This window comes from Ruthenibacterium sp. (assembly GCF_017421385.1).
Lineage (GTDB): Bacteria > Bacillota > Clostridia > Oscillospirales > Ruminococcaceae > Ruthenibacterium > Ruthenibacterium lactatiformans.
Genome location: NZ_JAFOIN010000081.1, coordinates 25,152 through 49,360, shown reverse-complemented (window position 1 = coordinate 49,360; position 24,209 = coordinate 25,152). Strand labels below are relative to the sequence as shown.

Below are 24,209 nucleotides of genomic sequence, written 5' to 3'. Positions count from 1 at the left end.
TAAAAGGCCCCAAAAGCGAACGCCGCGCGCAGCGGCCCCGGCGGGGCGCGTCACGCGCGTTCGCAAAACAGTTTTTCCACAGTCAGGATGTGCTTTTCCACCCGGCACACCCCCAGAAATTCCCCCGCGCACAGCGCGCGGTAGCGCCCGTCCCGGGCCGGGAACCGGTAAGTAGGCGCACCATTCAGCAGGCGGCGGCGCGTCTCCTCGTTCACCTCTACGGCGGGCAGACAGGTGAAAACGCTTTCCACGCTCAGCAGCAGGCTCTCCAGCGTACCGGCCTCCCGGGCGCGCTGCAGCTCATCCAGCGTATACGCCATTTCCAGCGTATAGGGGCCCGACGCCGTGCGGCGCAGCGCCGCCATGGTGGCGGGCACGCCCAACGCCCGGCCAATATCCTCCAGCAGCACGCGCACATAGGTGCCCTTGCTGCAGTGGATGTTTAAAATATACTCGTTGGGTGCGGGGCTGCCCGCCAGCATAATGCTGTGCAGCGTGACGGGGCGCGGCGTGCGCTCCACAGTCTTCCCCGCGCGGGCCGCCTTGTACAGCGGTTGTCCGTTTACTTTCACGGCGGAGTACATGGGGGGCACCTGCTGCTGCGTACCCGTGAAGCGCGGCAGCACCGCGGCCACGGCGTCCAGGCCGATGTCCGCTGGAACAGCCGCCTGCTCCAGCGTTTCGCCGGTAACGTCGCCGGTGTCGGTGCGCCGGCCCAGCAGCATCGTGGCCGTGTACATTTTGTCGGCACGCTCCTGCATATCCACGGCTTTGGCCGCGCCGCCCACAAAAACGGGCAGCACGCCCGTGGCCATCGGGTCCAGCGTTCCGCCGTGCCCAATGCGCCGCGTACCGCAGATGCCGCGCAGCTTTGCCACTACGTCAAAGGAGGTAAAGCCCTCCGGTTTGTCGACAACTAGGATTCCTTGCATAACGCTTTTTCCACCTCGGTCAGCAGGGCGGCCTTGGCGTTGTCCAGACTGCCCAGCAGTTCGCATCCGGCGGCCTGCTTGTGGCCTCCGCCGCCCAGATGGGCGCAGATGGCGGAAGCGTCCACGCCTGTCACGGTGCGCACGCTCACCTTATAGCTGCCCGTGGGCTGCTGGCGGATGGTGATGCCGACCTCCACGCCCTCGATCATGCGGGGCAGGCTGGTGATACCCTCCAAATCGGTGCCGTCGGCGCCGGTCTCGGCGATCTGCTCTTTTGTAAGGTAGACCGTGGCGCACCGGCCGCCAAAGCTGTATTCCAGGCTTTCCAGCGCCAGGCGCTCAATGGCCAGACGGCTGCGGGATTTGCTCTCGAACAGGATGTTGTTGAGCTTAACGAGGCTTGCGCCCGCGGTGATGAGCTTTGCCGCGATCTCGTGGGTGCGGGCCGTGGTATTGGCAAACTTGAAGCAGCCGGTATCCGTGGACAGACCCGTATACAGGCAGTCCGCGATGGTGGGCGTGATCTCGGTGCCGATGGCCGTCAGCAGCTCGTAAATGATCTCGGCTGTGGCGGCGGCGTCGCCGTCCAGCAGCATGCAGTCGGCATACCCTGAGTTGGAGGGATGGTGGTCGATGCACATGTCGATGCGGCGTGTATATTCCGCGATGGAATCGCCGAACAGCTGGATGCCCGCCACGTCCACGGCTACCGTGTAGCCGGGCGTGAACTGGCCTGTGTACAGGCCGATGTCCATATAATCATACCGGGACGGGATGGGGTCCGCGCACAGCACGGCCACTGTTTTGCCCAGGCCCTTCAGCGCCCAGTACAGCGCGGCGGCGCTGCCGATGGTGTCGCCGTCCGGGTTTTTATGACAGATCAGCAGCACGTTTTCCGCTTTCAGCAGCCTGCTCAGCGCTGCCGCGATGTCTAAAATCTCGCTCATAAACTCTCCTCATTCATCGCTTTTGGGGATAGCCCCGCCGAGCGCGTCAGCGCTCTTCCCGCTCCAGCCCCGCGATCAATTCATTGATGTGCGCCGCATACTTCGCGCCGTCGTCCGCCACGAAGCGGAATTCCGGTGCCTTGCGGATGTGCATGCGCTTTGCGATCTCGCTGCGCACATGGCCCGCGGCGCGGTTCAGCGCGCCCACGGCTTCGGCCGTTGCGTTTTCCTCGCCCATCTTGCTCACGTGCACCTTGGCCGTGGACAGATCCGGCGCGACCTCCACGCGCATCACCGTCAGGAAGCCCTGCACGCGGGGGTCTTTCATCCCCCCGATGATGGCGATCAGCTCGCGCTTCATGTCCTCGGACAGGCGCGCCATATTTTTGCTCTGCGGCATAGTGTCTCCTTTCAAACGGAACGTTCCGTTCAGTCGCGGTATTCCTCCATGATGAAGGCCTCGAAGATATCGCCCTCCTTGATGTCGGAGAACTTGTCAAGGCCGATACCGCACTCGTAGCCCTGGGCAACTTCCTTCACGTCGTCCTTGAAGCGGCGCAGGCTGTCGATCTCGTCCTCGGTGATGACGATGCCGTCGCGCACCAGCCGGATCTTCGCGGCACGCGTTACCTTGCCCTCCAGCACGTAGCAGCCGGCAATGGTGCCCGCGGAAGATATCTTGAACACGCTGCGCACCTCGGCGCGGCCCAGCTCCACCTCGCGGAACTTGGGCGCCAGCATGCCCTTCATGGCGTCGGTGACATCGTTGATGGCGTCGTAGATGACGCGGTACATGCGCAGCTCCACCTCGGCCTGGGCGGCTTCCTCCTTGGCAACGGGGTCCGGACGGACATTGAAGCCGATGATGATGGCATTGCCCGCGTTGGCAAGCATGACGTCGGATTTGTTGATGGCGCCTACGCCCGCATGGATGACACGCACGCGCACCTCGTCGTTGGAGATCTTTTCAAGGCTCTGTTTTACGGCCTCGGCGCTGCCCTGCACGTCGGCCTTGACAATGATGGCAAGCTCCTTGCGTTCGCCCTCGGCGATCTGGCTGAACAGGTTATCCAGCGTGACCTTCTTGTATGCGCTGAACTGCTGTTCCTTCTGCTCGGCAGCACGGCGGTCGGCCAGCTCACGGGCCAGCTTCTCGTCTTCTACGGCGTCGAACAGATCGCCCGCCGCAGGCACCTCCGTCAGGCCCGTGATCTCCACCGGCATGGAGGGACCGGCCTCCTTGAGGATGGCGCCCTGGTCGTCGCGCATGACGCGCACACGGCCCACGGACGTACCCGCGATGACCACATCGCCCTGATGCAGCGTGCCCTTCTGGACGAGGATCGTGGCCACGGGGCCCTGCCCCTTGTCCAGACGCGCCTCGATAACGGCGCCCTTGGCGCGGCGGTGGGGGTTCGCTTTCAGTTCTTTGACCTCGGCCACCAGGTTGATGCTTTCCAGCAGGTCCTCGATGCCCTGGCCCGTCAGCGCGGACACAGGCACGCAGATGGTGTCGCCGCCCCATTCCTCAGGCACCAGCTCATACTGCGTGAGCTGTTCCATTACATGGTTGGGGTTGGCCGTGGGTTTATCCATCTTGTTGATGGCCACGATGATGGTAGTATTCGCCGCTTTGGCGTGATTGATCGATTCGACGGTCTGCGGCATGATGCCGTCGTCCGCGGCCACCACCAGCACGGCGATGTCCGTCAGGTTCGCGCCGCGGGCGCGCATGGAGGTGAAAGCCTCATGGCCCGGGGTGTCCAGGAACGTAATGGGCTTGCCGTTCATCGTCACCTGATACGCGCCGATATGCTGCGTGATGCCGCCGGCCTCGCCCGCGGTAACACGCGTTTTGCGGATGGCGTCCAGGATGGAGGTCTTGCCGTGGTCGACGTGGCCCATGACCACGACGACAGGCGGGCGCTCTTCCAGATCCTCGTCCTTATCCTCATCCACCTCGAACAGGCGTTCCTCGATGGTAACATGCACCTCGTGCTCCACCTTCGCGCCCAGCTCCTCGGCCACCAGGCTGGCGGTGTCGAAATCGACGACCTCGGAGATGGCTGCCATGATGCCCAGGCCCATCAGCTTTTTGATGACCTGCGCCACGTTCACCTTCAGGCGGCTGGCAAGCTCACCCACCGTGATCTCGTCGGGAATGGATACCTTCAGCTGCGCCTTACGAGCCTTTTCCAGCTGGATGCGCTGCAGGCGCTCGGCCTCTGTCTCGCGCTTTTTCTGGAACGGCTGCTGGCGGCGGTTGTTGCGGCCCGAGAACTTTTGTTTGTTGCCCGCGGGCGTGGGCTTGCGGCGGTTCTCCACATTTTTCGTGGAAGCCAGCTCGGTGTATTTTTCGTTGAACTTATCCAGATTCACGTCCGTGATGCGGGTATCCACCGTGACGGTGACGACCTCCCGCTTCTCAGGCGCGGGCTTGTTCTCCTTCTCGGGCTTGGCGGGGCGGATGCGCTCTTTGCGCTTGGCCGGGCCGGCCGCCACAACGGTGCCGTCGGCCTTTTTCAGGATATCCTTTTCCGCCACCTTGGGCGCGGGCGCGCTGGCAAGGTACGCGTCGAGGCTTGCCTCGGAATTTTTCTGCGTGTAATGCTCGAACACATGGTTCAGCTCGGCTTCTGTAAGGGGCGAGGTATGCTTTTTCGACTCGCCCAGCGTCTGATACAGAAAATCGATGAGCTCCTTATTCTGGACATTGAGGTCCTTTGCTACATCGCTGAGTTTGTATTTGATGACTACTGACATGGACGTTCCTCCTTCTGGTTGGCCGCTTGGGCAGCAAGGTTTTTGCGGCAGAGCTTTGCAAGCTCGGGGTCTGTTACGGCGAATACGCCGGTGGGTTTTTTGCTGATCTGTGCGAGGGCGAACTGGGTTTCGGGCAGGTCCGCCACCTCCACCCAATCCTCACAGAAGGCGCCGACGCGGCGGCGCGTGCCCTCCGAAAGGTCTCCGGCGCACAGCACCAGTTGTGCCTTCCCTTTGCCGACGCTGTCTTTTACGGCGTCGAAGCCCATCACCAGGGCCCCCGCCTTGCGGCAAAGAGAAAGTGCGAACAGGATATTACCCGGCATGCGTCTCTCCTTTTTGCGCCCCGGCCTTCTCGATCTCGGCGGCCATGGCGTCGTAAATTTCTTCCGGGATGCTCACCTCCAGCGCGCGGGCGATGCGCCCGGCTTTGCGCGCTTTGGCAAGACATGCCGCGCTGGGGCACACGTATGCGCCGCGCCCGGGCTTTTTGCCCGTCAGGTCCAGCGAAACCGTGCCGTCCCCCGCACGCACCACGCGCACCAGTTCCTTTTTCGGTTTGCTTTCGCCGCAGCCGTTGCAGCGGCGAAGGGGTATCTTTTTTGGCGTCATACATGTCTCCTTTTCCAAGTCCCGTCCGGCCGTTATTCCTCGGCGGCGGGCTCCGGCGTTTTCTTCATGGGCGGCTCCTCGCCATAATAACCGCTCTCGGGGCGGATGTCGATGTTATAGCCCGTCAGGCGCGCGCACAGGCGCGCGTTCTGGCCCTTGTTGCCGATGGCCAGCGAAAGCTGGTGATCCGGCACGGTGACGCGGCAGGATTTGGTATCGCCCTCCAGCAGCTCCACGCCCACGACGGTGGCGGGGCTGAGCGCCGCGCTGATGAACTGGGCAGGGTCCTCGCTCCAGCGGACGATGTCGATCTTTTCACCGCCCAGCTCCTCGACGATGTTGGCCACGCGCTGGCCGCGGGGGCCGATGCACGCGCCCACGGGGTCCACGTTTTCATCCTTGCTCCAGACGGCCATTTTCGTGCGGGCGCCGGCCTCGCGGCTGATGGCCTTGATCTCGACGGTGCCGTCGAAGATCTCAGGCACCTCCATCTCGAACATGCGCTTGACAAGGCCGGGATGCGTGCGGCTGATCATCATGCGCGGGCCGCGCTCGGTCTCCATAACATCCACAACATATACCTTGACATGCTGGCCCTCGCGCAGCTCCTCACCGGCGACCTGCTCGTTGCGGGGCAGCGTGGCCACGCCGCCCTTGCCCAGCTCCAGCGTCACAATGCCCTTGACCGGTTCGATGTTGGTGACGACGGCGGAGATGATCTCATGGGCCTTGCTCTGCATCTCGGCGTACATCTGGCTGCGCTCGGCCTCCTTGAGGCCTTGGCGGATGACGTGCTTAGCCGTCTGCGCGGCGATGCGCCCGAAGTCCTTTGTCTTGAGAGGGATGGCGTATTCATCGCCCGCCTTGCAGCTTTTCTTTTTCTGCTGGGCCTCCTCCAGAGAGATCTCGGTAGCGGGGTCCTCCACTTCCTCGACGACGGTCTTAAGCAGCGAAACGCTGAATTTGCCCTGGTCCGGCTCGATGACGACGGACACGTTTTCATCCTCGACCTCGTAGTCCTTCTTCACGGCGATCACGATGGCGTTTTTGATTTTTTCCAGCAGGTAATCGGCGGGCAGGCCGCGTTCCTTTTCCAGCATGGCCAATGCTTCAAAAAATTCTGCGTTCATTTTTTCCAATCATCCATTCTATATAATATTTACATTCATCCTATGCGTCAAAATGCGTCAAAACGCGTCAAAACAGGTCTTCATCGTCGCACAATTTGAAGTAGCTCGCTTCTTTTTCCTCGATAACCGTCTCGGAGCCGTCGTCCAGCAGCAGCGTGACGCGCGCGCCGTCCTTGCCCTGCAGGCTGCCCGCCACGTCCTTTTCCCCCGCGGCCGTTGCGCGGATGAGATGCGCGGCCACCCTGCGGCCCCGCATTGCCTCAAAGTGGACGTCCCTGGTGAGTTTGCGGCCCAGGCCCGGGCTGCCCACCTCCATAAAATAGCTTTGGTCGATGGGGTCCGCCGCGTCGATGACGGGGTTGATGGCGCGCGTGGCTTCCTCACAGGCGTTGAGGTCCAGCGGCTCATCTCTGTCGATATAGATCCGCAGGAACCAGTCCGGCCCTTCCTTTTCAAAGCGCACATCCCACAGGCGCATGCCGAGCTGCTCGAGCACCGGCGTGACCAGCGCCTCCACTGTCCCGACGGTGCCGCCGCCTTTGCCTTTTGCCATCAAAAACCTCCAAACAAACAGGAAAGAGCGGACCTCTGCGGCCCACTCTTTCATAAGTTTACTATCGTACATTAGTTATATTACCATAGAAAACCGGATTATGCAAGACCTGTTATCAAGCTGTAACCGATTTTGACCGCCGGCCAATTCTCTTTTGCGAAACAGTTTGCGCCAATTAGTATATTTGACTAATAAAATTACGAATCGTATATTTTGTGCTGCCATCAAAGCCGGTCACCGTATCCGCACACAGCATGGCGCGCAGCACGGCTTCTTCCGTGGCCTCTCCCATGGCCCGAAACACCGCGTCTATCCGGCCCTCGTGCAGCACCGTGCAGGGCAGCACCGCGCGGGCGCTTTCATGAGGCACGCGGTTCGTTGTGGAAAAGCCTAAAAACACCTCGCCGCTGCCGTGGCCGATGTAGCTGCCCAGCCGCGCCAGCCCCACGGACGCCCGTTTTACCACGCGCTCCAGCTGCCGGGCGCAGAGAGGCAGGTCTGTCGCCATCACAACAATACAGCTGCCCTTGTCCTGCTGCTGTTCCGGCGCGCTTTCCAAATGCGCCGCGATTTTGGCGCCGACGCTTTTCCCGCCGATGCACAGATCCTCCAGCCTGCCGTGGTTTGCAAGCGCCAGCACGCCCAGGGTATAACGCGCGCCGTCCAGCTCCACAATGCGGCTGGCGCTGCCGATGCCGCCTTTCAGGCCGTGGCACACCATGCCTTTGCCCGCGCCCACATCGCCTTCCTCAAAATCGGCCCGCGCGTTTTCAATGGCCGCAAACACATGTTCCTGCCGCACCGCGCGGCGGGCAATGTCGTTCAGCCCACCGTCGTTGCACTCTGCCACCACAGGGTTCACACTGCGCAGCGCCGTGCCACTTTGGGCACAGCGCCCCACCATATATTCCACCATTGCGTCGTACACCAGACCGACATTCAGTGTGTTCGTCAGTGCGATGGGTGTTTCCAGCGTGCCCAGCTCGCCGATCTGCACCAGTCCCGCGGTTTTGCCGAAGCCGTTGAGCACACAGGCCGCGGCGGGCAGCTTTTGGGCAAACATGTCGTCCGCACAGGGCATCACCACCGTCACACCCGTTTTTTGCGTCTGTGTATCGACGGTGCAGTGACCCACCGTCACACCCGGTACATCGGAAATCTTTCCCAGCGGCCCGCTGGGCAGGGTCCCCACTGAAATGCCGTAATCTGAAAGCTTTGCCTGTGTCGCCATGGTATCCGCTCCCTTTCCGCTCAAAAGCGGCCGCACGGGAACCCTCCCGCGCGGCCGCTTTTACCGTTCCTGTTCGGCACGGACGGCATCCCGCCGCGCATTATTATTTTGCCGTATTGATGAAATGCCGGTTGTCCCAAAGATATTTTACCCCGGAAATGAGCGTGACAGCCGCCACCACCCAGCACAGCACATAGCTGATGACCTGCGTGGCAAACACGCTGCGCTCCGGGTGCGCGGAAAACGCGGCCTCCGCCGCATAACCAAAGTAATAAAAACAAATGGTGAGCATTTGCAGCGCGGTTTTCACCTTGCCCCACATATTGGCCGCGATGACCTTGCCGCCCGGCGCGCCCGCTGCAACCATCCGCAGGCCGGAGACCGCGAATTCCCGGGCCAGAATGATCGCCAGCACCACGGGGTCGCACACACCGTCCACCAGCATGTACAGGAATGCCGTCGTCGTCAGCAGCTTATCGGCCAACGGGTCGGCAAATTTGCCGAAATCCGTCACCAAATTGTTTTTGCGCGCCAGGTGGCCGTCAAAGTAATCGGTAAGGCTCGCAGCGGCGAAAATAATGCCGGCCGCCAACATCCAGCGGTTGGCCGCGCACACCATAAACACGGGAATCAGCAGCACGCGCAGCATCGTCAGTTTATTGGGCAGGTTCATCGTTCAAAACTCCTTTTCGGCGCGCCGGAGAACGACGCGCGGACAATGGGTGTCCCCGCGGCGGCGTCAGCTTTCGGCCAAAGCCCCGTACAGGTCGTACACGTCGCTCTCCTCAATGGTCACCCGGTAAAACGCGCCGGGTTCCAGCGGTGTTTCGCTGCGCACACAGCATTCCGCGTCAATATCGGGGGCATCTGCGCGGGTGCGGCAGATATACAGGTCGTTTTCGTCGTCGTAGCCGTCGCAGATGACCTGCACGGTGCGGCCCACCTTTTCCTCCTGCCTGCGCGCCATCACGTTCGCCTGGATGTTCATGACGGCCTCGGCGCGCTGCTCGCGCAGCTCCTGCGGCAGCTGAGGCAGCCCGGCCGCCACCGTGCCCTCTTCCTCGCTGTACGCAAAACAGCCCAAGCGGTCGAACGCATAATCCTTGACAAATTCGCACAATTCTTCGAACTGGGCCTGCGTCTCGCCCGGATATCCCGTGATGAGCGTGGTACGCAGCGTGATGTCCGGCATGGCAGCGCGCAGACGCGTCAGCGCGTCCAGCACCGTCTCCCGGTCGCCCCGGCGGTTCATGGCGCGCAGCATCTCGGAATTGATGTGCTGGATGGGCACGTCCAGATAATGCAGCACCTTTTCGTTGCGCGTCATGGCCGCGATAAACGCGTCGGTGATGCGCTCAGGATAAGCGTACAGCAGGCGGATCCACTCGATGCCCTCCACGGCGTTCAGCGCATCCAGAAGCTCCGCGATCTCCACCCGGCCGCGGTCCGCGCCGAAGGCCGTGATGTCCTGCGCCACAACGATGAGCTCTTTTACGCCTTCACCCGCCAGAAAGCGCGCTTCGGCCACAATATCCGGGATGGTACGGCTGCGCAGCGGGCCGCGGATGAGCGGGATGGCGCAGTAATGGCAGCGGTTGTTGCAGCCCTCGGCGATTTTTAAGTAAGCGTAATGGCGCGGCGTGCTGATGACGCGCTTGCCGCCCAGCGGAAGGCTCTCTTTTGCACCGTAGCTCTCCACAGGCTGCGTGCCTGTCAGCCGCTCCAGAATGGAGCAGATGGCCGCGTTGGAGCCAAGGCCCACAACGGCGTCCACCTCCGGGATCTCTTTGACGATCTCATGCTGGTAACGCTGCGCCAGACAACCTGTTACGACCACCTTCAGCTCCGGCTTCTGTTCCTTATAGGAACAGGCCTCCAGAATGCTGTCGATGGCCTCCTGCTTGGCGCTTTCGATGAAGCCGCAGGTGTTCACGATGATGGCGTCGGCCTCGGAGAGGTCGGCGGTGGTGGTATGGCCGCGCTCCAGCAGAGCGTGACACATCACGTCGGCATCCACCTGGTTTTTGGGACAGCCGAGGGAAATCAGTGCAATTACCATAATCGTCTCCCGTGTTAAAAATCAAAAGTGTACAGCGGACAAAAGTGCGCGGGCGTTTCCGCCGGGGCGCGGCGGGTCATTCCCAGCTTCCGTCCTCGTCCGCCGTTTCACCGCACTGCTCCAGCGCCGCCCGGATGGCGCCGTAGCTGAACCCCCTGCGCGCCAGCGCGGCAATGACCTTATCACGTCCGCCCTCGCGCAGCCTGCGCCCATAGTTTTTCTCAATGAGCGCGCGGCAGGCCTGCGTCTCGTCGGGGGCAAGCTCGGCCAGCGCCGTGTCAACGGCATCCCGGTCAATGCCCTTCTCCGCCAGCCTGCGCCGGATCTCCCGTGGAGAGCGGTTCTGGTCCGCCAGATATTTTGCCCTGTGCCGGGCAAAATTTTCATCGTTTATCAAACCCAGCCGCTGCATTTCAGCCACGGCCGCAGCCGCCGAGCGGGCGTCGAATTTTCGGCACAGCTTGTCATACAGCTCGCCCGATGCATGGTCGCGCAAAGAAAGATACCCGAGGGCCTTGTCCTTGGCCTTGCGGGTATCGCTCTGCTCTTTCAGGGCCTCCAAGGACGCGGCATCCAGCGCCGCGCCTTCCCTCACATGGTTTTTCACCATGGTTTCTCCGTCGATGGAAAACAGGAAATCCCCGTTTTCATCGAACAATGAAAAGCGCCCCTGTTTTGTTTTTGCAATGCGGCTGATCGTCACTCGTCGTCTTCCACCATAATATCGATGCTGGCGCGCTTGGCGGGCGCAGCCGGAGCGGGCGCCTCCGCCTTGGCGGCGGGCTTCGCCACATCGGGCGCGTCGTCAATGGACGCCTTTTTTTTCGCGGCGGCGCCCTTTTTTCCCGCGTTCAATTTATCCGCGTTTTCGCGCACCTGCTTTTCAATCTCCGCGAACAGCTCGGGGTGTTCCTCCAAATAAATTTTGGTGTTGTCGCGGCCCTGGCCCAGGCGCGTTTCGCCATAGCCGAACCACGCGCCGCTCTTCTGGACAATGCCCAGCTGCACGGCCAGATCCAGCAATTCGCCCGATTTGGAGATGCCCTCGCCGAACATGATATCGAAATACGCCTCGCGGAAAGGCGGAGCCACCTTGTTTTTAACCACCTTCGCCCGCGTGCGGCTGCCGATCACAGCACCGGAGGAATCCTTAAGCTGCTCGGTACGGCGCACGTCGATACGCACAGAGGAATAATATTTCAGCGCGTTGCCGCCGGCAGTCACCTCTGGATTGCCGTACACGATGCCCACCTTCAAACGCAGCTGGTTGATGAAGATGACGACGGTGCCCGTCTTGCCGATGATGCCCGTCAGCTTGCGCATGGCCTGGCTCATCAGGCGGGCCTGCAGGCCCACATGGGCGTCGCCCATTTCGCCCTCGATCTCGGCACGGGGCACCATGGCCGCCACGGAGTCCACGACCACACAGTCGATGGCGCCCGAGCGCACCAGCGCCTCGCAGATTTCCAGCGCCTGCTCGCCCGTGTCCGGCTGGCTGACGAGAAGGCTGTCGATATCAACACCCAGCGCCTTAGCGTATACAGGGTCCAGCGCGTGTTCCACGTCGATGAACGCAACCTCGCCGCCACCCTTCTGGGCCTCGGCGATGCAGTGCAGCGCCAGCGTCGTTTTGCCCGACGCTTCCGGTCCGTAGATTTCGACGATACGCCCGCGGGGCAGGCCGCCGATGCCCAGCGCCATGTCCAGCGAGATGCTGCCCGTGGAAATGGCGTCCACCTGCATGGTGACGTTCTGCCCCAGCTTCATCACGGCGCCTTTCCCGAACTGTTTTTCAATTTGTGCCAGCGCCGTTTCCAGCGCGCTTTTTTTATCACCCGCAGCCTTTTTGTCCGCCGCAGACTGTTTTTTCTCCGCCATAACGTCCCTCCATCCTGCGGGGCGGCCCAGCCTGCCCCGCTTTTCAAGTATAACGCGCAAACCGTCCTATAAAGGGGACATTTCGCGCATTGCTTCTTCATAATATGTGGAAATAGTATACCATGTTTCTAAGCTCATATTTCGCCGTTCGCCCATATTCACCAAAATCCACAGTATCTATGCCGCTAAACGCACGCTCACCTGCGGCCCGCATTTGTTAAACAGTCATAGGATACCGCGACGCCGCGCAGCGGCCTCAGCAAAACCGCACTCGCTGCGGTTTTGCACGGTTCAATGTTCCCGGGCCCATGCGCGCCAGCGCATCAGCGCATGCAATGCGCGTGGCCGCGGCAGCGGCGGGGTTGGGGTTATTATACCCCAAAAGCCGCTAAAATGCAATCGGACGGCGGGCCAGCACACAGCGTGGGTTGCCGCTCAAATCACTGCGGACAGACACATCCTCATATCCCGCAGAAAGGCACAGAGCACACACAGCGTCCGCCTGACGCCAGCCGATCTCCAGAATGAGACGGCCGCCCGGTTTGAGCGCGCCGAAATAAGCAGGCGCGATATGCTTGTAGAAGGCCAAGCCCCCGTCCGGGGCCTCCAGCGCCATGCGCGGCTCATGGAAAAGCTCCGGTTGCAGCCCGGCCATCTCCTCCGGCGCGATATACGGCGGGTTGGACACGATGACATCAAAGCTGCCCGGCGCGCATTCCTCCTGCCAGCGCAGAACATCCGCCTGCACCACACACAGCGGACAGCCGCAGGCCGCATTGTTGGCGCGCAGATAGGCCAGTGCGTCCGGTGAGAGCTCCACGGCCGTGACGCGCGCACCCGGCACATGCGTTGCCACCCCCAGCGCAATGGCTCCGGTGCCGCTGCACAGGTCCGCCACAGCAGCGCCCGGCCCAGCTTCACGCGCCGCTTCAATGGCCGCCTCTGCCACGGTCTCGGTGTCGGCCCGGGGGATCAGCACGCCCGGCCCCACCTTCAGCGTCAGGTCCAGAAAGTCCCATTCGCCGCACAGATATTGCAGCGGGAACCGCGCACACCGTTTTTCACACAGTGCGTCCAGCTTCTTCTGTTCAAAAGCCGTCAGCGGCGCGCCGCCGGACAGCCGTGCGTCCCGCCCGGTGGCAAGCATGTAAAGCTGCGCGGCCTCGAACGCCGCGTCCGGGATGCCTGCGGCCTCCAGCCTGTCCCGCACTGCCGCCAGGGGCGTTACCATTTTCCGTCTTCGGGATTTTCCGGCAGGACCGGAAGCACCGCGGCGATGGCGCATTCGATCATGCCGTCGTCCGGCTCGCTGGTCGTGATGCGCTGCAGCCAGAGCCCCGGTGCGGACACCGCGCGGGTGAGCGGGTTGTCGTACCGGCCGCAGAGCTTGATGATCTCATAGCTGACGCTCATCACGACAGGCAGAAGCAGCAGCTTAAGCGCAATGCGCAGCAGTGTGTTTTCGGTGGTGATCAGCGCGCCGGCCAAAATGCTGATGAGAATGACGATCAGCAGAAAGCTGGTGCCGCAGCGCGGATGGAAACGGGTACAGGGGCGCACGTTTTCGACGGTCAACTCCCGGCCTGACTCATAACAGGCAATGGTCTTATGCTCCGCGCCATGGTAGCGGAACATGCGGGCAATCTCCTTCATGCGGCTGACCAGAGCCATGTAGCCCACCAGCATGACGAGCTTGAACACGCCCTCAATCAACGCGCGCCAGCCCCCCAGCGGCACGAACCGCGCCAGCAGCCCGGCCAGCGCAGTGGGCACCACCATAAACAGAACAAGCGCCAGAACGCCGCCCAGCACGGCCGCCACGGCCATGATGAAATTGGTTCCTTTGTCGCCGAATTTTTCGGCCACCCATTTGTCGAACTTTGTTTCCTCCAGGTCCGCGTCCTCTCCCATGGAGACTTCGGCGCTCTTCATAAGGCACTTGTAGCCCGAGACCAGGCTGTCGATAAAGTTGAATATTCCCCGCACGAAGGGCCATTTCTGCCAGGGATGCGTCCGGATGGGCGACACCTCGGTAAAAATCTCTCCGTCCGGCTGGCGCACAGCCACGCACATTTTCTGCGGGCCGCGCATCATCACGCCCTCCATAAGGGCCTGTCCGCCCACGCTCGTTTTAAAGCAGCAGGCTTTTTCATTTTTGTTGTTCAATCGGATTTCCTTTCTGCGGACGATGCATCAATAAATTATCCGCTCCCGGCCCAAAGGCCGGACAGCGTTTCACGGCGCGCGGGCAGGCCCGCGACGCCGGGAAAGCGTTTCAAACCCCCGCCGTGCCGCCGCGGGGCGGCGCGCCGGACGGAGCCGGCCGCTTGTACAGAGGCAGGCGCACGGTCACCGTCGTGCCGCGTCCCACCTCGCTTTGGATGTCCACGCTGCCGTCCAGTGCGGTGACGATCTCATCCACCACAGCCAGCCCGATACCGCTTCCGCGCACCGCGCCTTTTCCCTTAAAAAACTTCACCTTGACGTTTTCCAGATCGTCCGGCGCAATGCCCCGCCCTTCATCCGAGATATTGACGAAAGCGCTGTTGCCGTCGGACAGCACGTCCATACGTACAGTGCCGTGGGGCGGAGAATATTTGACGGCGTTGTCCAGAACGTTGATGAACACCTGGCGCAGCCGGGCGGGGTCCGCCATCACCGGCATCGGCTCTTCGGGTTCGTCATACGCAAGATGCAGGCCCTCCAGCTCCACGCGGCGCTCCACCATGATGGCCGCGTCGCTCACCTCGGCCACCAGGTCCAAAAGCTGCAGGTCCAGCTTCAGGCCGTTCTGCATACGGGAAAAATCCAGCAGCTCCTCCACCATGCTGTACAGACGGTCCGCCTCGCTGGAAATGACCTGCACGCCCCGGCGGAAATTTGGGTCGGCCGGGTCACGGATGGCGGCGATGGTCTCCACCCAGCCCTTGATGGAAGTGAGCGGAGTGCGCAGCTCGTGGGAGACCGAGGAGATGAACTCGTTTTTCATGCGCTCGGTCTTGTCCAGCTCGCCCGCCATATGGTTGATGGTGTCGGACAGCTTGCCGATCTCATCATTATATTTGTTTTCGATACGCGTGTCCAGATTTCCCTCGGCGATCTTCGCGGCGGTAGCCTCGATCTCTCCGATGGGGCGCACGATACTGCGGATGAAGAACATGCCCGTCCACACGCTGAACAGCACCACTGCCGTGACCAGCGCCAGGCTGAAAGCCACCAGCGCCGCGATGCTCTGGTCCACCAGCGTGAGGCTGGTGACAAAGCGCACGGCCACGATCTCTCCCGCGGCCCGGGGCAGCAGTGTGGTGACGGCCATCACCTTTTCGCCCATGGCCGTGCGGTACACCGCGTGGCCCTCGCCCTTTTCGCTGGCCAGCGCCTCCAGATAATCCTCTCCGGCCACGCTGTCGTCCGGCGCAAATCCTGTGCTTGTCACCAGAGGCTTTCCAGCAGCGTTCACAAGCATCAGCTCGAACTTGTCCTTCTCCGTAAATTGCTCCACCATACGGCGCAAAAGCACGCCCTGGCTCTCGCCCGTCTGGGCCGCGCTTGCGTTGAGCTGGGTGATGATGGTGCTGGTGCGCGTCGTCATAGCCCGCCGCGCGCCGTCGTAGTAATTGGTGATGGAATAATACAGGAACACAGCCTCCGCCACGAGGCACATCAGAATGGTGACAAGCAGGCTGCCGCGCACCCAGCGCTTGGTGATGCTGTTCACACGGCCGCCCCCTCTGCCCAAAGAAAATACAAAACCAGTGCTATGCGTTCCAGCGGTAGCCGTAGCCCCACACCGTCAGGATATGCTTGGGCGCGCTGGGCTCGTCCTCGATCTTCATGCGCAGACGCCGAATGTTCACGTCCACGATCTTCACGTCGCCGAAATAGTTTTCGCCCCAGACGCCCTCCAGAATCTTCTCGCGCACCAGCGCCACGCCCGGGTTGGCAAAAAACAGCTCCATGATCTGGAACTCCACCTGCGTAAGGTCGATGGGCGTGCCGTTCTTGTACAGCACGCGGCTTTTCTGGTCCAGCACGAATACGCCGGACACCATGCGGCCATCCGGCTCCGGCGCGGCCGAGGAGGCGCCCTGCCGCCCCACGCGGCGCACCAGCGCTTCCACGCGCGCCAGCAGCTCGCTGACACTGAAAGGCTTTGTCATATAATCGTCCGCGCCGATGGAGAGGCCTTTGATCTTATCCGTCTCCAGCGTTTTTGCACTGAGCATGATGATGCCGATGGACGCGCTGTCCCTCCGGATGGTCTCACACAGGGAAAAACCGTTCATTCCGGGCAGCATGATGTCCAGCACGGCCACGTCGAAGCCCGCCGACGGGCTGAACACCGCCAGAGCCTGCTCGGCGCTGGCAGCCTCCGTCACCTCGTAGCCGGCGAGGCGCAGGTTGAGCGCAACCACCTCGCGGATGGCGTCTTCGTCTTCCACAACCAGGATCTTTCTCATGTACATTCCTCCCGAAGGATGTCTTGAAGCCCGGTCATCCCAGCACAGCCACGCCGCGGCGGATCAGGTTCGCCTGTACCGCAGTGCAGCTTTCGCCGAAATACACGAGCACTTTTTTCTCTGCCAGCTGCGCCGCCTGTGTATAGGTGCCGTTGGCAGCGGCGCGGTCTGCCACGCGCACCGCGCACAGCAGGCTGTTGTCCTCTTTGGACCGTATCTGCCAATCGCTCTCGGACTGGGCGGATACGGTCATATTATCCTGCCATTCTGTGGGCAGGCGCACAAAATAGTTGTGATCCGCGTCGTAGACGCCGAACTGCTGCAGCGGCTGCTCGCACAGGTAGTTCATCCACTCCACGGGATAAAAACGCCGGGCCGACTGCAGCGTAGCGATGCTGGCGCCCACCTCGGGGATCAGCACCTCGCCCGTGCCCGAAAGGTCCTGGGCCCCCAACGCGGACAGGGTGCGGGAGCGCTGGCTGCGGGCAAATACGTCGCCGCCTTCCTCTTTGTCCGGATAGGGAAACAGCACGCCGTCTTCCCAACACAGAAGCTGGCTGGCCGCCCCCGAGGACACTGAACCGTCCACAATAAGGCCGCGGGCCGCGCCGCAGCGGGTCGCGTAAAGAGCGGTGCATTTTTCCAGCCGCTCGTCCAGCTCTACGCCCTGTGCCGCCGTCATGGCACGCCCGTCCGGCACAAAAAGCTGCAGGGACAGCCCGCCCGGCTCCGATGTGACGGCGGCCACCGCCAGCTCCGTACGTCCGCTGCCCGTCAGGTCGCCCAGCAGGTAGGCGTCATAGGGCTGCTTGCAGGCGGAGTAGATCGTCACGTCCCGGTAGTCGTAGACCTCCAGATACTTGTCCACCAAATTGGCGTTTGCATAGCCCACCACCAGCTGCGTGGAGCCGCCGAACACCTCGGCCAGCTCCACCTCGGCCACCTCGGTAGACAGGCCCATCACCTCGTAGGCGATGCTCCAGCCGCCGCTGCCGTCCTGCTCCAGCACCGAAAGATGCACGTTCTGGCCCTTGCTTTCGGCAGTGTACAGCACTGCGGCCTCCTCGGCGCCGTCGCCGTCCAGGTCCGCAAAGATTACCGGGTCCGGCTCGGCGCCGCCCCGGGGATATTTCAGCTGAAGGGTCTCGCCCAGATAGGCATTCAGAGCCGTCTGCACGGCGCTCTGCCGTTCGGACGGACGCGGCGCGCGCAGAAGCTCTTCCACATTTTTGCCGCCCAGGACAATGCCGTCGCAGCTGCACAGCAGCACACAGCACAACAGCGCTGCACACAGGCGCATCTGGTTTCGCAACACAAGACCCTCCCTCCGCGGCAGATCTCCGTTTTTCAGTACAGCATGACGCCGCGCAGCGGCCTCAGCAAAACCGCACCTGCTGCGGTTTTGCATGGTTCAATGTTCTCAAAACCCTGTGCGCCAGCACAGGGGCGTGTGCAGCGCACACGCGCAGCCGCGGCAGCGGCGGCTTTAAGGTTATTATATCACAAAAATATGAAGAAACGGTTACAAACAGTATAGCACGCGGCGGGCGATTAAACAAGGTAAATGCCCACGCTCATGGCCAGGATACCCGCCACCAGTCCCCCCACGGTATAGCTGCGCCTGCCGTAGGAAAAGCCCTCGGGTATGAGCTCGCTGATGGATACATAGATCATAATGCCCGCGATGGTCGCGATAAGCCCGTTGAGGAACAGCGGCGAGATGAAGCTCCGCAGCAAAAAGAACGCCAGCAGCGCACCGGCGGGCTCGGCCAGGCCGGACAGCAGAGCGTAAAGCGCGCCGCGCACCCGGCTGTTTGTGGCGTAGTATACGGGCACCGAGATAGCGATGCCCTCTGGAATATTGTGCAGTGCAATGGCCAGCGTAAGCGTTGCGCCCAGCGTTGGGCTGGCGTAGCTTGTAAACAGCGTGAGGATGCCCTCGGGCAGATTGTGCAGCACGATGGCGGCCGTTGTCACCATAGCGCTGCGCAGCGCGCCGGGATTGATGGCCGGCGTCCCACGCGCCGCATGCCCGTCCGGGCGGGCCGCAAGCTCCTTTTCATCGGGGATGCACCGCTCCAGCAGCAGAGCGATCAGCATTCCCATCACGCACAAGCTGGCAGAGGCCAGCGCCGCCGGGAACCGGCCCATGGTATCGGAATAGGCCTCGACGGTATGCGGCAGCATGTCGGAGAGCGACACCGTAAGCATCACGCCCCCGGCAAACCCCATGGAAAACGCCATCATCCGCGCCCGCGGGCGTTTGAACAGCAGAACCACAAGCCCGCCCAGCCCCGTGGAAAGGCCTGCAAGCGTCGTGAGTGTGAGCGCGAACAGCATAAACATCAGCCCCTTTCCCCATCTATATGCGGGAGCCGTGCCGTTTCAGCACCCGGCGGGAGAGGGGTTTTCCGGCATGGCGGGGCAGTTACAGCAGCGCCGTGACACCCTTCACCAGCACGCCCTCCACCATGGCTGCCATCTCCCGCGGGGAGATGGGCATCTCTTTCTCCAGCCAGCACTGCAGCATGCCGATGCAGCCGGATACGATGAAGGAATATACATAATCATAGGTGTCCCGCCCGTTGCTGCGGAACTGCGCGCCCCATTCGTCCAGCACGCGTAGGCGCACAATATCCTTGACCTTTTCCAGAAAGGCCATGTCGCCGTTGTGGCACAGCAGCACCAGGCACATGTCCGCATTGTCGGCCAGCAGCTCAAACATGCTGCACATGGCCGGGCTGGGCGTGGCCGCTGCCAGCACCGACTGCGCCGTCAGGCCGTCCAGCACGCGCTCGAACTCCACCAGCAGCTCGTCCTCGATGCTGTGCAGAAGCTGGTACACGTCTGTATAATGCAGATAAAACGTACCGCGGTTGATATCGCATTCCTCGCACAGTTCCTTCACCGTGATATCCTGAATGCTTTTTTCCCGCATCAGACGCACCAGCCCCTGCCGCAGCTGCCCGCGCGTTTTCCGCACGCGGCGGTCTGTGGTGTTCTCTGCCATGGCCTTCCCCTCCGTGTCATAGAAAGTTTACAAAAAAATCGACAGATGCTGTGCAATGTGTCTATTTTTCCACATAAATTTGCACAATGATGATTGCGGTTTTTTGTGATTCTTATTATAATGAAATCATCGAAAATAATCAACACCGCGTTTATTAACGGACAGCCTGTCCCTTAACAAGCGCTGAAGGAGCGTATCCGTTTTGGAGCATTTTGTTACCTTCGACAATGTCTGCAAATATTACCAAATGGGTGAAAACCGCATCGCCGCAGCCGACCATGTCACCTTCCACATCGAAAAAGGCGAATTCTGCATTATCGTCGGCCCTTCGGGCGCGGGAAAAACCACCGTGCTGAACATGCTGGGCGGTATGGACACCTGCGACGAAGGACATATCTGGCTGGACGGCAAGGAGGTGAGCGCCTACAATCAGCGGCAGCTCACCGAATACCGCCGGTACGACGTTGGCTTTGTATTCCAGTTCTACAATCTGGTGCAGAACCTGACGGCGCTGGAAAACGTGGAGCTCGCCAGCGAGATCTGCAAAGAGCCGCTGCCTGCGGCCGAAACGCTGCGCCAGGTGGGGCTGGAGCACCGCATGGGCAACTTCCCGGCGCAGCTTTCGGGCGGCGAGCAGCAGCGCGTTTCCATTGCCCGCGCGCTGGCCAAAAACCCAAAAATTCTTCTGTGTGACGAACCCACGGGCGCGCTGGACTACAAAACCGGCAAACAGGTGCTGGCCCTGCTGCAGGACACCTGCCGCAGCACGGGGCGCACCGTCATCGTCATCACGCACAACTCCGCGCTCACCGCCATGGCCGACCGCGTCATCCGCATCAAAAGCGGGCAGGCCATCTCCAATGTGGTGAACGAACACCCCACCCCGGTGGAAGAGATCGAGTGGTGACGCGGCTGTGAAAAAAACATACCGGAAAGTTGTGCTGCGCACCATGAAGGGCACCTTCAGCCGCTTCATCGCCATCGCCGCCATCGTGGCGCTGGGCGTTGGGCTCCTGTCGGGGCTGATGGCCATGCCCATCGATATGCGCACCACCATCGACGAATACTTTGACCGGCAGAACATGCACGACCTGCGCATCGTCAGCCCGCTGGGCCTGACGGACGATGACGTGGCAGCCATCGCCGCCGTGGACGGCGTAGACGAGGTGATGCCCGCCTATATGACGGACATGTTCGTGGACGCAGGCGAAAAAAAGAACATCGTCACACGCATTCACAGCCTGCCCACGGGCCAAATCGAGGAAAAAGAGCCGGAAAATTATCTGAACCGCCTGGACGTGGTGGAGGGCCGCCTGCCCATTCAGCGCAACGAATGTGTGCTGGTGGAAGGAAACGTCATCGACGGAACCGGACCGCTGAGCGTGGGCAATACGCTGACCATCGCCGCCACCAACGGCGACGTGAGCGGCACGCTGGCAGATACCGAGTTCAAGATCGTGGGCATCGTGCGCACCAGCTATTATTTCTCGGTGGATCGGGAAAGCGCCACCATCGGCGACGGCACCGTCGCCCTGAAAATATACGTGGGCGAAGAGAGCTTTTCCCAGGAGGCTTACAGCGAGATCTTCGCCACTGTGGCCGGCGCGCAGGCGCTGGACAGCGCCTCGGACGAATACCAGGCCGCTGTGGACGCCGTGGCGGACCGGGTGGAGGCGGTCAGCGGCGCGCGCTGCACCGCCCGTTACAACGAAGTCAAAACAGATACCGAGCAAAAGCTGGCCGACGCCCGGCAGGAGCTGGAAGACGCCAAGGCAGAGGCTGCGGAAAAGCTGGGCGATGCAGAAGAGCAGCTGGACGAAGGGCGCGCGGAGCTGGAGGACGCCCAAGCGCAGCTGGACAGCGCGAAAAAACAGATCGCCAGCGGCGAAAAAGAGCTGCAGGCCAATAAGGAAAGTCTGCCCGGCACTCTGACACAGAAGCAGCAGGAGCTTGCGGCAGGCCAGGCCGCGCTGATCGACGCCAAAGCGCAGATCGAGGAAAACGAGGCCCTGCTGAACGACAAAAAGCAAGAGCTGGCCGACGCGAAGGCCCAGCTTGCCGCGGCCAAACAGCTTGTGGAAACACTGGAGCCCACTGTTGCCGAGGGAGAAGCACGCCTGCCGGAACTGGCGGCCGCGCTGCCCGCACTGCGGGAGGCCGCAGCCGCAGCCCAGGAAACGTATGACGCCGCAGCGGCGGCGGCGGACCTCTCCGGCAAGCAGGCCGCCTATGAGGCGGCGCAGTCCCGGGCAAACACAGCCCAATCCGAACGCGACGCGGCGCAGGCACAGGTGGACGCGGGCATGAGCGCCGCAGGCTGCGCCACGGAGGACGAGTGGCTGGCCACGGAGCCGGTTGCCGCCAAGGCCGCCATTGATGCACGGGACGCGGCGCAGGTGGAGCTGGATACCGCAAACACGGCACTGAACGCGACACAGGCCGAATATTCGGCGGCACAGACTGCTGTGGCCCCCGCGAAGGCGGCGCTGGACGCCGCCAACGCGCAGCTGGCGTCGGCGCAGGCTGCCTACGACACGTCCAGCGCGGCGCTCGCCGCAGCGCGCACGCAGTTGGACACCGCAAAAGCACAGATCACCGAGGCAGAACCGCAGATCGCAGAGGGAGAAAAGCAATTGGCCGACGGTCAGCAGCAGCTGTCGGCCGCCAAAAAACAGGTCCTGGAGGCGGAAAAGCAGATTGCCTCCGGCGAAACGGCACTGAACCTGGCCCCCGGCCTGGCCCAGCTCCAGCTGGAGCTGGCACAGTCAAAGCTGGATTCCGCCAAGGCGCAGTATGAGGACGGCCTGGCCCAGCTGGAGGACGGCAAAGCCGAGCTGGAAGACGGCGAGGCGGAATACGAAAAACAGAAAAAAGATGTAGAGCAGCAGCTGGCCGACGCCGAGGCTGAGATCGCGGACGGGGAGCAGAAGCTGGCGGAGCTGGAAGTTCCGGAATGGATGATTCTGGACCGCACCTCCCACGTGAGCGCGTCCTCTTACCTTTCCAATGTGGATAAGCTGGAGGCCATCACCACGGTGTTCCCCATTTTCTTTTTCCTGGTGGCCGCGCTGGTGGCCCTTACCACCATGACGCGCATGGTGGAGGAAGAACGCCTGCAGATCGGCACACTGAAGGCATTGGGCTACAAGCGGGGACAGATCATGTTCAAATATCTGTTCTATGCCTGGGTGGCCACACTGGTGGGCGGCGCCGCCGGCCTTGCCTTCGGCTTTACGGTCATTCCCATCGTCATCTGGAACGCCTACGGCACCATGTATACCATCCCCGGGTTCCGCTGTCTGTTCCACGCTTCGCTGGCCGTGCTGGGCGTGGGCGCGGCGCTCCTGTGCACCAGCGCCGCCACACTGAACGCCTGCGGCCAGACGCTGAAAGAGTGGGCCGCACAGCTCCTTTTGCCCAAAGCGCCCAAGGCAGGCAAGCGCATCTTCCTGGAGCGCATCACACCGGTATGGAAGCGCATGAAGTTCACCCACAAGGTGACGGCGCGCAACCTGTTCCGATACAAAAAGCGCTTTTTCATGACGGTCATCGGCGTGGCTGGCTGTACGGCGCTGCTGGTGACGGGCTTCGGCCTGAAGGACTCCATCAGCGACATCGTATCCAAACAGTTCGGCAAGGTGTTCACCTATGATTTCCTCGTGACACTGAGCAAAGAGAGCGCCTTGAAGGATGCCGGATTCCAGGCGCTGATGGATGCTCCCGAACAGGTCACGAGCTACCTGCCCGTACAGCAGGAGCGCATTTCGCTGGATGTGGACGGCCAGAGCTATGACGTATACCTCTTTGTACCCGAGGATGAAGCACGGCTGGACAATTTTATCGACCTGCATGAACGCAAAAGCGGCGCAGCCGTACCGCTGACAGACGACGGCGTGGTCATCACGGAAAAGTTCAGCGACGAAGCGGGCCTTTCGCCCGGGGACACGCTCACGCTGGAAAACGGCGAAGGCCGGGAGGGCACATTCACCGTCACGGGCGTAGCGGAAAATTATGTGGAAAATTATGTGTATATGACGCCCTCCGTTTATGAGGACGCCTACGGCAGCGCGCTGGAATACAACTCTGTGCTGGGCATCCTGCCCGACGATGCGCAGGATGTGGACGAAGCCTTCTCCACATCCCTGCTGGAGGTGGACGGGGTAGCGGGCCTCACGCAGATGAGCAGCATGCGCTCGAGTCTGGACGACACCATCGCGAGCATCAACTATGTCGTGTACGTGATCATCCTGTGTGCCGGCATGCTGGCTTTTGTGGTACTGTACAACCTGATGAACATCAATATCACCGAGCGCACAAAGGAAATCGCCACCATCAAGGTGCTGGGCTTCTTTGAGCGCGAGGTGGAGGCCTACGTCTACCGCGAATCCAACGTTCTCACAGTGATCGGCATGCTGCTGGGCCTTGTGGGCGGTATCTTCCTGCACATGTTTATCATGCGCACGGTGGAGGTGGATATGGTCATGTTCGGGCGGGACATCAAGCCCCTCAGCTTTGTGCTCTCTGCCGTGCTCACCGTTGTCTTTTCCCTGCTGGTGAACCTTGGCATGAAGCGCAAGCTGCGGAACATCAGCATGGTGGAAAGCATGAAAGCGCCGGAATGACGCTGTACGCAC

22 protein-coding genes are annotated in these 24,209 nt (G+C 61.7%); 2 read left to right on the top strand and 20 right to left on the bottom strand.

Features of this window, described 5'->3' with window-relative positions; translation table 11 throughout:
* Window positions 1-50: 50 nt before the first annotated feature.
* From truB to IIY41_RS09235, 20 genes are all read right to left on the bottom strand, one after another.
* The gene (gene truB / locus IIY41_RS09330; RefSeq protein ID WP_009323880.1) at window positions 51-932 is read right to left on the bottom strand and encodes a tRNA pseudouridine(55) synthase TruB; all 882 of its coding nucleotides are present in this window, start codon (window positions 930-932) and stop codon (window positions 51-53) included.
* On the bottom strand, window positions 917-1,879 hold the full coding sequence (locus IIY41_RS09325; protein WP_009323879.1) for a DHH family phosphoesterase: 963 nt from the start codon (window positions 1,877-1,879) through the stop codon (window positions 917-919). Before IIY41_RS09325 ends, truB begins: the two co-directional genes overlap by 16 nt.
* Before the next feature lie 46 nt (window positions 1,880-1,925).
* Window positions 1,926-2,279 (bottom strand): 30S ribosome-binding factor RbfA, encoded by a 354-nt coding sequence (gene rbfA, locus IIY41_RS09320; RefSeq protein ID WP_009323878.1) that lies wholly within the window; start codon window positions 2,277-2,279, stop codon window positions 1,926-1,928.
* Window positions 2,280-2,308: 29 nt separating this feature from the next.
* Window positions 2,309-4,642 carry a translation initiation factor IF-2 gene (infB, locus tag IIY41_RS09315; protein WP_009323877.1) on the bottom strand — a complete coding sequence of 778 codons (2,334 nt, stop codon included), beginning with the start codon at window positions 4,640-4,642 and terminating at the stop codon, window positions 2,309-2,311.
* Window positions 4,633-4,968, bottom strand: a complete 336-nt coding sequence (locus IIY41_RS09310; RefSeq protein ID WP_050005499.1) for a L7Ae/L30e/S12e/Gadd45 family ribosomal protein — start codon at window positions 4,966-4,968, stop codon at window positions 4,633-4,635. The genes infB and IIY41_RS09310 overlap by 10 nt, the downstream gene beginning before the upstream one ends.
* Window positions 4,958-5,254 (bottom strand): RNase P modulator RnpM, encoded by a 297-nt coding sequence (gene rnpM, locus IIY41_RS09305; protein ID WP_009323875.1) that lies wholly within the window; start codon window positions 5,252-5,254, stop codon window positions 4,958-4,960. Before rnpM ends, IIY41_RS09310 begins: the two co-directional genes overlap by 11 nt.
* Before the next feature lie 32 nt (window positions 5,255-5,286).
* Complete coding sequence (gene nusA, locus IIY41_RS09300) at window positions 5,287-6,384, bottom strand: transcription termination factor NusA (RefSeq protein WP_009323874.1); 1,098 nt, start codon at window positions 6,382-6,384, stop codon at window positions 5,287-5,289.
* A 67-nt stretch (window positions 6,385-6,451) separates the two neighbouring features.
* Window positions 6,452-6,937 carry a ribosome maturation factor RimP gene (rimP, locus tag IIY41_RS09295; RefSeq protein ID WP_055080256.1) on the bottom strand — a complete coding sequence of 162 codons (486 nt, stop codon included), beginning with the start codon at window positions 6,935-6,937 and terminating at the stop codon, window positions 6,452-6,454.
* Between the two features lie 175 nt (window positions 6,938-7,112).
* A complete protein-coding gene (locus IIY41_RS09290) occupies window positions 7,113-8,168 on the bottom strand; it encodes a DmpA family aminopeptidase (RefSeq protein WP_050005501.1) in 1,056 nt (351 codons plus the stop codon).
* Between the two features lie 103 nt (window positions 8,169-8,271).
* Window positions 8,272-8,841, bottom strand: a complete 570-nt coding sequence (pgsA, locus tag IIY41_RS09285; protein WP_055080257.1) for a CDP-diacylglycerol--glycerol-3-phosphate 3-phosphatidyltransferase — start codon at window positions 8,839-8,841, stop codon at window positions 8,272-8,274.
* A gap of 66 nt (window positions 8,842-8,907) precedes the next feature.
* Window positions 8,908-10,227, bottom strand: a complete 1,320-nt coding sequence (gene rimO / locus IIY41_RS09280; RefSeq protein ID WP_009323870.1) for a 30S ribosomal protein S12 methylthiotransferase RimO — start codon at window positions 10,225-10,227, stop codon at window positions 8,908-8,910.
* A gap of 76 nt (window positions 10,228-10,303) precedes the next feature.
* Window positions 10,304-10,930, bottom strand: a complete 627-nt coding sequence (locus IIY41_RS09275) for a regulatory protein RecX (protein ID WP_009323869.1) — start codon at window positions 10,928-10,930, stop codon at window positions 10,304-10,306.
* On the bottom strand, window positions 10,927-12,105 hold the full coding sequence (gene recA / locus IIY41_RS09270) for a recombinase RecA (protein WP_009323868.1): 1,179 nt from the start codon (window positions 12,103-12,105) through the stop codon (window positions 10,927-10,929). Before recA ends, IIY41_RS09275 begins: the two co-directional genes overlap by 4 nt.
* 388 nt (window positions 12,106-12,493) lie before the next feature.
* On the bottom strand, window positions 12,494-13,336 hold the full coding sequence (gene prmC, locus IIY41_RS09265; protein WP_055080258.1) for a peptide chain release factor N(5)-glutamine methyltransferase: 843 nt from the start codon (window positions 13,334-13,336) through the stop codon (window positions 12,494-12,496).
* Entirely contained in the window at window positions 13,330-14,271 is a 942-nt protein-coding gene (locus IIY41_RS09260) for a DUF1385 domain-containing protein (protein WP_050005505.1), read from the bottom strand. Before IIY41_RS09260 ends, prmC begins: the two co-directional genes overlap by 7 nt.
* Before the next feature lie 109 nt (window positions 14,272-14,380).
* Window positions 14,381-15,823 carry a sensor histidine kinase gene (locus tag IIY41_RS09255; protein ID WP_009323865.1) on the bottom strand — a complete coding sequence of 481 codons (1,443 nt, stop codon included), beginning with the start codon at window positions 15,821-15,823 and terminating at the stop codon, window positions 14,381-14,383.
* Window positions 15,824-15,863: 40 nt separating this feature from the next.
* On the bottom strand, window positions 15,864-16,565 hold the full coding sequence (locus tag IIY41_RS09250; RefSeq protein ID WP_009323864.1) for a response regulator transcription factor: 702 nt from the start codon (window positions 16,563-16,565) through the stop codon (window positions 15,864-15,866).
* A gap of 34 nt (window positions 16,566-16,599) precedes the next feature.
* A complete protein-coding gene (locus tag IIY41_RS09245) occupies window positions 16,600-17,880 on the bottom strand; it encodes a hypothetical protein (RefSeq protein ID WP_287400468.1) in 1,281 nt (426 codons plus the stop codon).
* A gap of 236 nt (window positions 17,881-18,116) precedes the next feature.
* The gene (zupT, locus tag IIY41_RS09240; protein WP_205488486.1) at window positions 18,117-18,911 is read right to left on the bottom strand and encodes a zinc transporter ZupT; all 795 of its coding nucleotides are present in this window, start codon (window positions 18,909-18,911) and stop codon (window positions 18,117-18,119) included.
* An 82-nt stretch (window positions 18,912-18,993) separates the two neighbouring features.
* Entirely contained in the window at window positions 18,994-19,575 is a 582-nt protein-coding gene (locus tag IIY41_RS09235; protein WP_009323861.1) for a TetR/AcrR family transcriptional regulator, read from the bottom strand.
* 202 nt (window positions 19,576-19,777) lie between these two features.
* Between IIY41_RS09235 and IIY41_RS09230 the strand changes: the two genes are divergently transcribed.
* Both IIY41_RS09230 and IIY41_RS09225 read left to right on the top strand, forming a co-directional pair.
* On the top strand, window positions 19,778-20,482 hold the full coding sequence (locus tag IIY41_RS09230) for an ABC transporter ATP-binding protein (protein WP_009323860.1): 705 nt from the start codon (window positions 19,778-19,780) through the stop codon (window positions 20,480-20,482).
* Window positions 20,483-20,489: 7 nt separating this feature from the next.
* A complete protein-coding gene (locus IIY41_RS09225) occupies window positions 20,490-24,197 on the top strand; it encodes an FtsX-like permease family protein (protein ID WP_287400464.1) in 3,708 nt (1,235 codons plus the stop codon).
* Window positions 24,198-24,209: the final 12 nt, after the last annotated feature.

Coding starts and splice junctions, on each gene's coding strand:
- truB (WP_009323880.1), bottom strand. CDS start 932: ATGCAAGGAATCCTAGTTGTCGACAAACCGGAGGGCTTTACCTCCTTT.
- IIY41_RS09325 (WP_009323879.1), bottom strand. CDS start 1,879: ATGAGCGAGATTTTAGACATCGCGGCAGCGCTGAGCAGGCTGCTGAAA.
- rbfA (WP_009323878.1), bottom strand. CDS start 2,279: ATGCCGCAGAGCAAAAATATGGCGCGCCTGTCCGAGGACATGAAGCGC.
- infB (WP_009323877.1), bottom strand. CDS start 4,642: ATGTCAGTAGTCATCAAATACAAACTCAGCGATGTAGCAAAGGACCTC.
- IIY41_RS09310 (WP_050005499.1), bottom strand. CDS start 4,968: ATGCCGGGTAATATCCTGTTCGCACTTTCTCTTTGCCGCAAGGCGGGG.
- rnpM (WP_009323875.1), bottom strand. CDS start 5,254: ATGACGCCAAAAAAGATACCCCTTCGCCGCTGCAACGGCTGCGGCGAA.
- nusA (WP_009323874.1), bottom strand. CDS start 6,384: ATGAACGCAGAATTTTTTGAAGCATTGGCCATGCTGGAAAAGGAACGC.
- rimP (WP_055080256.1), bottom strand. CDS start 6,937: ATGGCAAAAGGCAAAGGCGGCGGCACCGTCGGGACAGTGGAGGCGCTG.
- IIY41_RS09290 (WP_050005501.1), bottom strand. CDS start 8,168: ATGGCGACACAGGCAAAGCTTTCAGATTACGGCATTTCAGTGGGGACC.
- pgsA (WP_055080257.1), bottom strand. CDS start 8,841: ATGAACCTGCCCAATAAACTGACGATGCTGCGCGTGCTGCTGATTCCC.
- rimO (WP_009323870.1), bottom strand. CDS start 10,227: ATGGTAATTGCACTGATTTCCCTCGGCTGTCCCAAAAACCAGGTGGAT.
- recA (WP_009323868.1), bottom strand. CDS start 12,105: ATGGCGGAGAAAAAACAGTCTGCGGCGGACAAAAAGGCTGCGGGTGAT.
- prmC (WP_055080258.1), bottom strand. CDS start 13,336: ATGGTAACGCCCCTGGCGGCAGTGCGGGACAGGCTGGAGGCCGCAGGC.
- IIY41_RS09250 (WP_009323864.1), bottom strand. CDS start 16,565: ATGAGAAAGATCCTGGTTGTGGAAGACGAAGACGCCATCCGCGAGGTG.
- zupT (WP_205488486.1), bottom strand. CDS start 18,911: ATGTTTATGCTGTTCGCGCTCACACTCACGACGCTTGCAGGCCTTTCC.
- IIY41_RS09235 (WP_009323861.1), bottom strand. CDS start 19,575: ATGGCAGAGAACACCACAGACCGCCGCGTGCGGAAAACGCGCGGGCAG.